General features: G+C 39.3%; 9 protein-coding genes and 1 other RNA gene. All 10 read right to left on the bottom strand.

Translation table 11 applies throughout. The features are described from left to right. Positions 1 to 187 precede the first annotated feature (187 nt). Positions 188 to 1,315 (bottom strand): restriction endonuclease subunit S, encoded by a 1,128-nt coding sequence (locus EO122_RS06080; RefSeq protein ID WP_127009801.1) that lies wholly within the window; start codon positions 1,313 to 1,315, stop codon positions 188 to 190. Next, positions 1,312 to 3,177, bottom strand: a complete 1,866-nt coding sequence (locus EO122_RS06075) for a class I SAM-dependent DNA methyltransferase (protein ID WP_127009800.1) — start codon at positions 3,175 to 3,177, stop codon at positions 1,312 to 1,314. Before EO122_RS06075 ends, EO122_RS06080 begins: the two co-directional genes overlap by 4 nt. Positions 3,178 to 3,581: 404 nt before the next feature. Then, positions 3,582 to 5,117, bottom strand: coding sequence for a glutamine-hydrolyzing GMP synthase (gene guaA, locus EO122_RS06070; RefSeq protein ID WP_127009799.1), 1,536 nt, complete (start codon positions 5,115 to 5,117; stop codon positions 3,582 to 3,584). A gap of 123 nt (positions 5,118 to 5,240) precedes the next feature. Then, positions 5,241 to 7,865, bottom strand: coding sequence for a 3'-5' exonuclease (locus EO122_RS06065; protein WP_127009798.1), 2,625 nt, complete (start codon positions 7,863 to 7,865; stop codon positions 5,241 to 5,243). Between the two features lie 17 nt (positions 7,866 to 7,882). Then, positions 7,883 to 8,110, bottom strand: a complete 228-nt coding sequence (locus EO122_RS06060) for a hypothetical protein (protein WP_126937946.1) — start codon at positions 8,108 to 8,110, stop codon at positions 7,883 to 7,885. A 2-nt stretch (positions 8,111 to 8,112) separates the two neighbouring features. Continuing rightward, positions 8,113 to 8,706, bottom strand: coding sequence for a recombination mediator RecR (gene recR, locus EO122_RS06055; protein ID WP_127009797.1), 594 nt, complete (start codon positions 8,704 to 8,706; stop codon positions 8,113 to 8,115). Between the two features lies 1 nt (position 8,707). Next, positions 8,708 to 9,037, bottom strand: coding sequence for a YbaB/EbfC family nucleoid-associated protein (locus EO122_RS06050; protein ID WP_127009796.1), 330 nt, complete (start codon positions 9,035 to 9,037; stop codon positions 8,708 to 8,710). A gap of 13 nt (positions 9,038 to 9,050) precedes the next feature. Next, positions 9,051 to 11,393 carry a DNA polymerase III subunit gamma/tau gene (gene dnaX / locus EO122_RS06045; RefSeq protein WP_127009795.1) on the bottom strand — a complete coding sequence of 781 codons (2,343 nt, stop codon included), beginning with the start codon at positions 11,391 to 11,393 and terminating at the stop codon, positions 9,051 to 9,053. 55 nt (positions 11,394 to 11,448) lie between these two features. Then, positions 11,449 to 11,589, bottom strand: an RNA gene (gene ffs, locus EO122_RS06040) — signal recognition particle sRNA large type. Between the two features lie 341 nt (positions 11,590 to 11,930). Next, the gene (locus tag EO122_RS06035) at positions 11,931 to 12,575 is read right to left on the bottom strand and encodes a DUF421 domain-containing protein (protein ID WP_127009794.1); all 645 of its coding nucleotides are present in this window, start codon (positions 12,573 to 12,575) and stop codon (positions 11,931 to 11,933) included.

Below are 12,575 nucleotides of genomic sequence, written 5' to 3'. Positions count from 1 at the left end.
AAGAATAGCACTAGCTATTTAGATAGCTAGTGCTAAGAACTTTTTATATGAGCAGCCCCCACATTTGACAAAGAGCCTATATACATAAATTTATCCCCCACTTTATTACCCACATTTATTATATTATATCTTGGGGATAAATTGAAGGATATTTATATTTTTCACCACTAACTTATTAATAATTTCTTTAAATTCTATCACCATAAGGTAAATTTTTAATAAAATTATCCATAAATTCCCAATCAGGAATGTACCCCTCGTCTGAGTAAAACTTATTCTCATCGTACACTATGTTTGTCTTATCCATCTTAATTGGTAGTTTAATCGTAAAATCTTTTCTGAAATGAGAATTTAGTTCTCTGCCAAATGCTTGATACTTTATCTTACACTCGTTTCTAATTAAAGTAGCAATAAATAACTTGGTATATATGGACAAAGGTTCTCGTTCTTGTAATACACCAACATTTTGTGCTGTGTAGAATGATTCCTTTTGAATAAAACAAGAGCCTAAAAAGCTACCACCCAAAGCTAACGACATCGTTCCTGCTGGAAATGGCTCTTCTCCTTCTATTTCATCAACAAATCCAACTACACCATTCCCATTACTATCTCTGGAAACATAATTATATTTAGGATTATAGTTTGTTGTAACAACTGCATCTATACCATTACCCATTCTAGTTTTAAATAGTTTATGCAAATAAAAGTCTTTCCAATTTGCGATCTTAATATCAAAACTTTTATCCCATTTCATATTTGTCGTTCTTAAACTATCTTTAATAGAACCTTCACACACACTCTCTCCATTTTCAACGTATTCCATAAATTGGTTGATGAAATCAAAATCAGGTATATAGCCTTCATCCGAAAAAATTTTTTCTGAATCAATCACATACACATCATCCTTCATTTTTGTTGGAAGCTTAATTATAATTTTTTTACTATCTCCAACCCTGCATTGTCTACCATAATTCCACTTATAGTTTTCGCTAAAATTGATAATAGCAGTTATAAATAATCCAATTTTTCTATTTAACTCAAAATTTTTAGGTCTGAATATGTTAACATCACTAGTTGCACAGAAATCTTCAGACTGATAAAAAGTCGTACACCCTACTTTTCCAGTAATGATACAATCTCCAGAAAATTCAGGGTCTAAATTTATTCGTTGTTGTATTCCATTATTTTCATTAGATGCAGATATATACGGTGTATCTCCAATGTCGTATTCATCAGAGTAATGATATATTCCTGCACTTATTGTAAACAGTTTGTCTAAACAAAAATTTTTCCATTTGCTCGTATTCAGTATCATTTTCCACCACTCTTAATTAAATATGAATAATAATCACGGATGGTGCGTTCAAAATCGCCTACTGTCAGCTTTGTATAATCTGTCTCCATATATGCCTCTGCTAACCATTCATCATCACATGTTACTTTGTGCATAACAGACAATCCAGCCACTTCTCTTTTATTCTTATACAAATCTAGCCATTCAGCTTCTATCTTTTGCCATAAGCTATTTCCATCTTGGTCTGTTTGTTCTATTCTTCCAAGCCCTTTTCTCTTAATAAATTTATCATCTTTAAAATACCCAAAAAATGTATCTCTATTTGCTCTCTCATGCTTTTGAGACAAATCAAATATCATGCAACATGCAATAGCTGAAGCTCCCGGATAGAACATTTCATTAGGCAGGGAGAACACAGCATCTAATGTGTAGTTTTCCAACATTTTCTTTTTAAATTTTTTAATATCTCTTGAATTTCCGATTGCCGCTTGCATCGGAAGTAAAACAGCAATTTTACAAGTGCTTGGAACATGCCTTGCTATCCACTCAACAAAATGAAATCCTTTAGATGGATCCACTTTTTTCTCAGCATCCCACGATTTTGTATACTGAGGGTCACAAAATTTTTTAGTTGCATTGTATGGAGGATTCATAAGAACAATATTTATATTCTTATCCTGTATCCATTCTGCTCTATCAAACATAGATGCTTGCACCACATTGGAATTTCCATCTCCGTGTATGAGCATATTTGTAGATGACAAACCAAAAGCTCCATCTTCATATTCTATTCCAAAAATCTGATTTCTCTTTACATTCTCACGATCTAATTCAGTTTCGCAGTCATCCATAGCATCAGTCATTGCCCTAACAATAAATGCCCCACTTCCACAACAAGGATCTAGTACTCTTGAATTCTTATTAACTCCCACTGCCTTACTCATAAAATCACATATATGATCAGGCGTAAATGCTTGGTTCTTATCAGACTTACCAATATATTTATTGAATGTAGTAAAAAATACATTCAATAGGTCTTGTCCTGCCGTATTTTTATCGTTTATATAAGGAACGATGTTGGAATCTATAAATTCTAATATATCTTTTATTTCTTCATATGTTAAAGTCGTTATATCTTGATCATCCAAAACCTTGTTATTTAGAACTGATAGCTTACCCGCTTTATTTAAGTCAGTTATATCTCCACTTTTGGACAACAAACCAGATAAAATACTTTTTATATTGTTTATTACAACTTTTTCAGGCGATAAGTTATTCCCTGTATTGGGATCAATAGTTCCGTTTACATTTTTATAAGTAAGACCATTTTTCAATGCTAATAAACATGTACCTACAAATTGACTTCTCAGCTTTTCATTGACACCATCAGAATTCAATTTTTCATTAAGTATTTTGATAGAATCTACAACTTTAATTTTATCATTGACTTTACCAAAACAAAGATTTTCATATTCTTCAAATGTTTTAATAATTGATTCATCTGATTTTTTGTGCTCATCATCTATAATTACTGATTGACCGTACCATACCCATACATCATCACCATCGGTTTCTACCAATATGGCAACTATCTTTTTATCAGAGTATGCCTTTTCATATCTAACATAATCCTGTAATTGCTTCTGAATTTTCTCTTTTTTCCATTTAGAAAACTTGTTTTTACACTCTACTAATATTGCTAATCTATCATTTTCGAAGCGAATATCTAAAAATTGGTGATTTTGTTGAGTATCACCTTTTTGGTAATCTTTAATATCCTTCCCAATCGTAGCAAGTGCCTTAACATAGCTAAACTCACCTGCTTCTGTGTTTCCAACATGATATTTGTTACCTATTTTTTGAATAATATCAAATCTGTTCACAACAATATCTCCCTTTCTTAGCAACTATCAAAATATCCCTTAAATAGTAATAAGTGCTATTTAAATTTTCTAAGATTCTACCGCTTATAATTAATGAATAATTACAATAATTTATATATTTTAACTTTTGTTTGCTAATTCAAACATTTATAAAAACTCTATTTTTATAAGATATTATAATTCAATGCTCTCTTTGTTTTTATATAAACTTTATTATATCATAAATTAAAAATATGGTTCAGCACAATCCTTTGTTTTAATCATTGAATCTATAGGAGTCCATTTAATATCTATTGAAAAACATTATATTTAGCAACACAACAATTACATATATATTTTTAATTATTTGAAACAAACCAAAAGCCAGCAGAACCTAAATTCTGCTGGCTTTCAGTATGTTTAGTTTATTCCCACTCAATGGTTGCTGGTGGTTTACTTGTAATATCGTACACGATACGGTTAATGTGATTTACTTCGTTCACGATACGGCGGGAGATAGTATCTAATACATCGTAAGGGATACGCGCCCAATCAGCTGTCATGAAGTCAGTGGTGGTCACCCCACGCAAGGCCAATGTGTAATCATAAGTACGGAAGTCACCCATAACACCTACTGTGCGTGTGCTTGTTAACACCGCAAAGTATTGGTTAATGGAACGATCTAAACCAGCTTTTGCGATTTCGTCACGGAAAATGTAGTCCGCATCACGCAATACATCTAGCTTATCTTTCGTTACTTCCCCCATCACACGAATCGCAAGACCTGGACCTGGGAATGGTTGACGCCATACTAGGTAATCTGCCAAACCAAGCTCTGCACCTAATTGTCGTACTTCATCTTTGAACAAGTTGCGAAGTGGTTCGATTAAACCTTTGAAATCTACTACTGCAGGCAAGCCACCTACATTGTGGTGAGATTTAATCACTTCTGCTTCGCCAGTACCAGATTCAATTACGTCTGGATAAATCGTACCTTGTGCTAAGTAGTCAACGGAGCCAATTTTGCGACCTTCGTCTTCGAAAACACGAATAAATTCTTCACCAATAGCTTTACGTTTTGCTTCTGGATCTTCAAGACCTGCCAATTTTGTCAAGAAACGTTCTTCTGCATCCACACGAATGAAGTGCATACCAGAATCTTTAAACGCCGCTTCTACTTCGTCACCTTCGTTTTTACGCATCAAACCATGATCAACGAAGATACAAGTCAATTGGTCGCCTACAGCCTTGGAAATTAACGCTGCTGCTACAGAGCTATCTACACCGCCAGACAATGCCAATAACACTTTACCATCACCTACAGTATTACGGATTTCTTCGATGGCAGTTTTTGCATAGTTTGCCATTGTCCATTGGCCTGTACATCCACACACTTCGTACAAGAAGTTGTGAAGCATTTCTTTACCATGTTCTGTGTGCAACACTTCTGCATGGTATTGCATAGCATATAAACGGCGCTCTTCGTTTTGCATCGCTGCTACTGGACAATCTTTTGTATGAGCTACGATTTTGAAGCCTTCTGGTACTTTTGCCACATAATCCACATGACTCATCCAAACAACTTCTTCTTCGGAAAGCCCTTTAAACAATGGTGAGGACACATCTACATGAGTTGGAGTTTTACCAAATTCACGAGTTTCTGCAGATGTTACATGACCGCCCAAAGTGTGTGCCATAAACTGCATACCATAGCACATACCCAACACTGGAATACCAAGTTCAAATACTTCCGCTTCCATTTTTGGAGCATTCTCTTCGTATACGCTAGCAGGGCCACCTGTGAAGATGATACCTTTTGGTTGCAATTCTTTAATTTTTTCTAATGCTTTATTGTATGGATACACCTCACAATATACATTATTTTCACGTACACGACGCGCGATCAGTTGATTATATTGACCACCAAAGTCAACGACAACAACCATCTCTTTTTGTTCCATTCTGTCCTCCCAAATGATTGATAACTTATATAGAAACATATCTCTATACGCAATATTATACCTTATCAGTAGAACTTTTTCTATAGGTCCCTACGGATTTATCACGCCTCGCAGATCCTACTATTACTGGTGAAAGTCCAAATACTGCCGAGGAATGCATTGGATAAATCGACTTCCCATGAGGTCTCGTTTTTTACTGCGATGCACATGATACGTAATCGTTAAGTGCTGCTTAGCCCTTGTCAAAGCGACGTAAAAAATACGCTGTTCCTCGCTGATGCGACCTTCTTGAACCGCTCGATATGATGGATACGCACTATCGTTCACTCCCGCTAAAAAGACATGATCAAACTCACTACCTTTGGCCTGATGCACTGTGATAATCGGAATCCGATCATCTCCTCTACGACGGAACATACCTTCCCCAGCATTTAAGGCAGATAGCTCTAACATAACTTGTATCCCATCTCGACCTACATACTCAGGGTTTTCTTCTTCTAACTCTTTAAAAATCTTATAGAGTTCTCGGATACTCTGCAATTGACGCCCATGACTATCCCCGGTTACTTTACTTTCATAATACCCAGCTACACCCATATCTTTCATAATATAGGTTAATAGCTCCGTCGGCTTACTGGTGAGCATTTTTCGCCGCAATGTATCCATAGCAGATGCAATCTTACCGAAGTACGCCCTATATTTATTGACAAAGCCCATCCGTTGCGCTTTTGTAGGGATAATATTTTTCTTCATAGCATAGATTAATAACTTAGCAGTGGCTAAAATATCATCCATAGCATTATGTGTAGGCTTATGATCAATAGGAAAATGTTCACTCAAATAGCCTAATTTATGATTTCGTAAATTCGGATAAAAGCGACGATAGATATTCAATGTGTCATACACAGCTTGCACTGTGGGCATCGCCACGTGATGCCGTATGCATTCTTGCTCTAAAATACTCATATCATAGGTCACATTATGACCTACAATGACAGCCCCTTGTGCAAATGCAGAAAATTCTTGTAGCACAATCTCTGGTGGGCGACCATGCTCAGCCAAATAGGCATCACTAAATCCATGCACTTGTTCCGATTCCCCCACGGGTACGCCTGGATTGATAAACTCTTCAAAGGTATCCACCACTTGCCCCGTTTCATCAATGCGAATCGCCGCCATCTGAATAATCCGATCCTCCATGACATTCACACCCGTACTCTCCACATCAAATACGACTACATCTTTGGCTAAAAGAGCCCTTTCTAATCGTTCATACGGTTCTTGTTCAAAAATATGAGTACTCATGAAGTCTGTAATTCGCAATCCCGTTTCACGCACATAGGAGCTTTCCAATTCTTTAATCTTTTGTTCCCCAACGCCTGTGACAAATTTTCGTATCATCCGCTTAGCACTCATCACATCCCGAGGATTGGCAAGTACTTTAAAGAAAGACAATATATCCTTTACTTCTTGACGTCGGAAAAACTTCAGCTCATCTACTAAAATAAATCGTAATCGTTCTGATTCTGACAAGGATTTATTAAAGGTCTCAAAGAGCTGACTTAACTCTTTTGCTTGGTAATTAAAACGCACTAAAATACCGGCAGGAGGCATGGCCTGACTAGACCGCAATGCACGTAGTGCATCGAAAATATAGGCCGCCTCTTTATAGGCAGTGGCCCCCTCATAGACAACGATAGGAGATCCCGACTCTTTGGCTACCGCCCGTGGCAGCCTCTCATACATATCAGCTACCAACTCAGGGAACACCTGTTGTAACATAGCAAAGGAGGCTTTGAACAAGGTTTGATTCGCCCGATAGTTCTCATCAAATACAATTCCTATAGGCTCATAGTCCTTGCGAAAATCCTTGATTAATGCTAACGGATCTGACCCTCGCCATTCATAAATAGTTTGAAAGTAATCTCCACATAGCAAAACATGATTGCCTGGCCACATCACTTTCATCACATCATATTCTAGGCGGCTCGTATCTTGCATTTCATCCACTGCAATATAGGAGTAGCGACTACACCAACGCTTAGCCACATCAGGTCGTTGGAACAGCTGATGTACTCTTGTGATTAAATCTGTAAAATCCAATCCATTAAGAGCCCGTAATCGTTTCTCATAGTCCATCATCACATCGATACCACTGTGACGGAAAAACTCTTCCACTACAGAACTACCCATAGCTTGTTGCAATACAGATATATCTTTATCATATAGAGTTTCTATGGTTTGTATATAATCCATCTGTAAATCATCAGAATAATACCCATATACAGACCGATACTCTTTCACTACCCCAATCACTCGTTGTATCGTGTCTTTATGAATAATGAGTGGGGTATTCCCCAAATTTCGCTCTTTTACTAACCCTGGCAAAAATTCACCGATCAATTCGGCTGTATCTTCCTCATCCATGATGAGAAACTCGGAAAATAAATCTTCTTGTAATTTTGCCTCTTCTTGCAAGATGGTATAACAAAAGCTGTGAAAAGTAGATACTTTCACAGCCTGTGCCTGCTGCCCCACGATAGAAAGCATCCGTTCTTTCATCTCACGACAAGCCTTATTGGTAAAGGTGAGGCATAGTATTTCCTCTCCCGTTGCTCGCCCAGATTCGAGAATGTGTGCCACTCGATGGGACAATGTATTTGTTTTACCGGTTCCTGCAGAAGCTAGCAATAAAATGTTTCTATCTAATTCATTCACAACTTGTTGTTGCGCTGCATTCAATTGCATAGGTTCTCCTTATCCTATTAGTGAAAGTATGCCAAACCCAATACTGGCAAAGGCCCCAATATCATCGTTAAGGCCCACCACATAATATTCATATCCACAGGAATATGTAGAGCCTCTGTTACGAATGCATAGGAAATTATCCCTAAAAATACATTCATAGCTACTCGTTTAATCGTAAACCAAGCCACTTTGATAACCACCCAGGCTACGATGACCGCCACTGCAGCTGTCATAATATAATCCATAGTTACCTCATTTCTTGACGATGTAATACGGCGCCACTTAGCGTCACTTCGTCGGCATATTCAATATCGCCGCCCACTGGAATTCCTCGAGCAATGCGCGTTACCTTAATCCCTGTCGGTTGCAACAATCGTGCAATATACAGCGCTGTGGCTTCCCCTTCTACATCAGGGTCCGTAGCAATGATTACTTCTTGTACCGTATCATCTTGGAGGCGCATCATTAATTCTTTCAATCGAATGTCTTCAACGCCAACTCCATCAATAGGAGATAAAGCCCCTTCTAATACGTGGTACAACCCTTTATAATCCCCACTGCGCTCGATGGCAATCACATCACGAGATGTTTCCACCACGCAAATCATGGATCGGTCCCGTTTAGAGCTTGCACAAAATTCGCAAGGGTCTTGGGCAGATAAATTAAAGCATTGTGAACAACGATGCGTGGCTTCCTTTGCGGCTACAATGGTTTCCACCAACCGCTGTACATCTTCTTGCTCCGCTTCTATCAAATGGTACGCCAAGCGCCGTGCAGATTTCGCACCTACCCCCGGCAATCGACGTAACTCTTCAACTAATCGTTCTAATGGATTTGTCATATTAGAATATGCCTGGCATTCCAGGAATTTTCAGATTTCCTGTTACAGCACCTAATTTTTGTTCTGCTACTTCTTTCGCTTTGCGGTTTGCTTCGTTCACAGCTGCTACAATTAAATCTTCCAATGCTTCTACATCATCAGGATCTACCGCTGCTGGCGCAATTTTAATGGACAATACTTCTTGTTCTCCATTCATTGTCACAGAAACAGCACCACCACCGATGGATGCTTCCACTACGGAGTTTTTAATCTCCTCTTGAGCCTTCGCCATATCCTTTTGCATTTTTTGCATTTTTTTCAACATACCTTGCATATTACCGCCACCAAACATAGTGAACCTCCTCTTAATTCTTAGACGTTTCGTCTACTTCTTCTACATAAATATCATATCCAACTGCTTCCATACGCTGCAATGCAGGGTATAACAGTGGATCTTGTTGTTCTTCATCACTGGCCTCTGCAGAACTCCACTTAGGTAAACTCCGTACATCTTGTACCGCCCCCTGTGAAAGTTCCTTGTTACCAGCTATAGTTTCCTCATAATACGGATTGAGCACTGCTTCAGGATTTTCATAAACTGTGAGGAAATCATCAATGATACCCTCTATATTTGTAGGGGCACTGCCGGCTCCCACATGAGAATTTGCAGACGTTCCCGTATATACCGGTGCAGCTATCGTTTCTTCTACCACACCTTGCATCACATCCTGCGATGAGCCTATTTCCTCTGTGGATACTGATCGTGCCGCTGAGATTGTAGCCGTTTCTTTTGCTACTTTCTCTTGTGACACCTCACCATATACCTTTGCAGAACTTACCGGAGAAGCATCGCTCTGTTCTGACTGTACAGTACTCTTAGCTCCTTCTAATGAACCACCTTGAGCTGCCTCTATATACACCCGAAGCCGAGGATCATTCTTAGCCATCGCTTCCACCAGAATCGGTCTGCCTACGACTTGTTGGAACGCACGCTTCCCATCTTCCTGATGGCGTGATTGTGTCAAAATAGGCACTGCCACCGCAGTAGGGAATACAAGGATCGCTCGCTCTTGATCTAAATAGGCTAGTTTACCTTGCTGATAAATCGTGTTGAGCAAGCCAAATCCATGACCTCTCAACCATTTTATCACGTTTGCTAAAATCGTGCTATATTCATGCACATTCACAATGCCACGGCCTATAACGATATCTTGACTCACTTCCGTCCGTTTACTAGGTGCTGGTTTTGGATTTGCACTTTTCTTGGTCGTTGGTGGAGGCAAGGTATTCTTAATCGGAGAGGTTCCTCGTGAGCTAGCGCTAACAGTCGGCGGAGGCAATGGAGCCATCCGTACTGTTTTCGGTACTGGTTCCACAACTGTTTCATCTGCTACCGGATGTGGTATATCCTCCATGGCACTTTCATAGAAATCATTTTCTGGCATTGGCGGCATTTCTATAGTTCTTACAGGAGAAATTACAGCTTCCGCCTTAGATGCACCCACGGTCATTATAGGCCGTTGCTCTACTAACTCGTTCACCTTTTGCAACAAGTTGTCTTCTTGACGATTCACAAATTGTTCCATCGTCGTCATGCGTCCCTCTAAGGTTTGATAGGTACCGCCCCCTAATTGCAAGAGTGAAAGTAATCCCATCTCCACAATGACTCTTGGATTATCCACTTGTTTCGCATTGTTTTGTACCGTTTGCAGCACATTAATATAGCGGCCAATTTCTTCCATAGTCAACGCATTTGTCTGCTCTAGCAATCTTTCACGATGTGTATCATAGGCCAGTAATTCTTCTGCTTCCGGCAACACCTTGGCGATAATCATAGCCCGCAAATGCTCTACAATAGCCGTCACAATTTGTCGTGCATCACGCCCTTGTTGTAGTGCTTCGTCTACAGCTTGCAATACTCCGGCTCCATCACCAGCTTTCAGAATATCCACTACATCTAAGACCCAAGTCTTGCTCACTAGACCAATCATAGATTCTACTAACGGGGCCGTAATCATCTCTGATGTCATCCCCGAGCATTGGTCTAAAATACTCAATGCATCCCGCAAGCCTCCGTCTGCATGAACCGCAATGACCTGTGCTGCCGCTGGATCAAGGGAAATCTGACTCTCTTTTGCCACATATAATAAGTGCGCTGTAATATCCTTTGCCGTAATGCGTCGGAATGTGTAGCGCTGACAACGAGATAGAATCGTTACCGGTAATTTTTCAGACTCTGTAGTAGCAAAAATAAACATGACATGACTAGGAGGTTCCTCAATAGTTTTCAGCAATGCATTCCATGCTTCATTCGTCAACATATGCGCTTCATCGATGATGAACACTTTTTTATGACCTACTACAGGCAAAAAGTTGACCTGTTCTCGCAAGGCACGTACTTCATCGATACCACGATTAGAAGCTGCATCGATTTCGATCACATCCAAAGCTTGTCCTTGCAACATTTGTTGACATGATTCACACTGACCACAAGGTGTGTCTGTAGGCCCATGCTCACAATTGATGGCACGAGCAAATATTTTAGCCATACTCGTTTTACCTGTCCCCCTAGGGCCAGCAAATAAATAAGCATGAGCTACTTTATCTTCCCGAATAGCTCGTTGCAATGTGTCCGATACATGATGTTGTCCTACTACATCTGTAAACTGCTTCGGTCTCCATCGTCTATATAAGGCTAAATAACTCATGGAACCTCCTTTCCCTTAAGATATGAAAAAAAGCAGCTAAGCTAGCTGCTTTACCATAGCACTCGAATCTGACAGCCCTATAGGTTTCCTCGTGGCACAAGAGAGTTACCGCTTAATGCTGCTCCAATCAAGGCCTGACATGGTTCACAGGCTCTCCTTGCACAAGCCCCATAGGACTGTCATATTCCAATGCTATTACTTTACCATTATACATGTTTTTCTATCCCTATTCAAGGCTTTATGCCCCTTTCTCTCATAAAATGTGCTATACTTTAGACATCCTCTTTGATAGAAAGGAGGTGAGTTTATGTACGAGGCTCTAACTTCATTATTATCTGGTCACTTTCTGACCCCTATTCTGCAAGGATTGATTGTTAATTTTTTGACATATGCAATTCTGCAATATTACAAGAATAGAAAATAGAAAGAAAAAAGGACGGTGGCAGCCGTCCTTTTTTGAGTTCATGAAAGAATGCTCTAACTTCTTATATCTTTCTACACCAAGTATACACCATTCCATCCAAAAATACAATGGTATTACCCTCTGCGCCCTTTGTAAGGATGCAAAATCAAATGTCCTTTGGAGTATTCACCAACGTAAATTTCTCGAATTGTATACCCTTGGTCTTCCACTTCTTCTTCCAACCAAGCCATATCTTTATCCACTAGTTCTAAAATATCTAGGTCTACTACACCATCCACAATGACAGGATAACGAATCAAATCATCACCGTTCATAACGACTGTCAATTGTCCATTCTGTTCTAATACAGCACGCCGTACATCACTCACAAGGGTAACCCCTGCGCTGCGAAGTTTTAGTTGTAAATCACTGCCCCGAAGGCCACGTTTCAAACATTCCCCGACTCGGATCTTTCCTCGATCAATCACAATGCTAGGTCGACCATCGATGAGAGTCTTAATCCATCGCACATGAGCACTAAGAAAACGCAATCCCATCACTACAATCGTCCAAGCGATAAGCACCAGGAAAAATTGCAAAATACCGATGCTTTCACTGTAGATTACGGCACCAATAATACCACCAAGTACATAGTTTTGCACTTGATCCAAGGCAGAATTAGGCGCCAAATTGCCCTTGCCCATCAAGTTCATTTGTAAAATGAGAGCCAAGATACCAAGAGTTAGCTTAATAAATACTAATGTATAACCTGTTAACAT

Origin of the sequence: Veillonella sp. CHU110 (assembly GCF_003992255.1) — a bacterium.
Lineage (GTDB): Bacteria > Bacillota > Negativicutes > Veillonellales > Veillonellaceae > F0422.
This window is presented reverse-complemented; position numbering and strand designations above follow the sequence as displayed.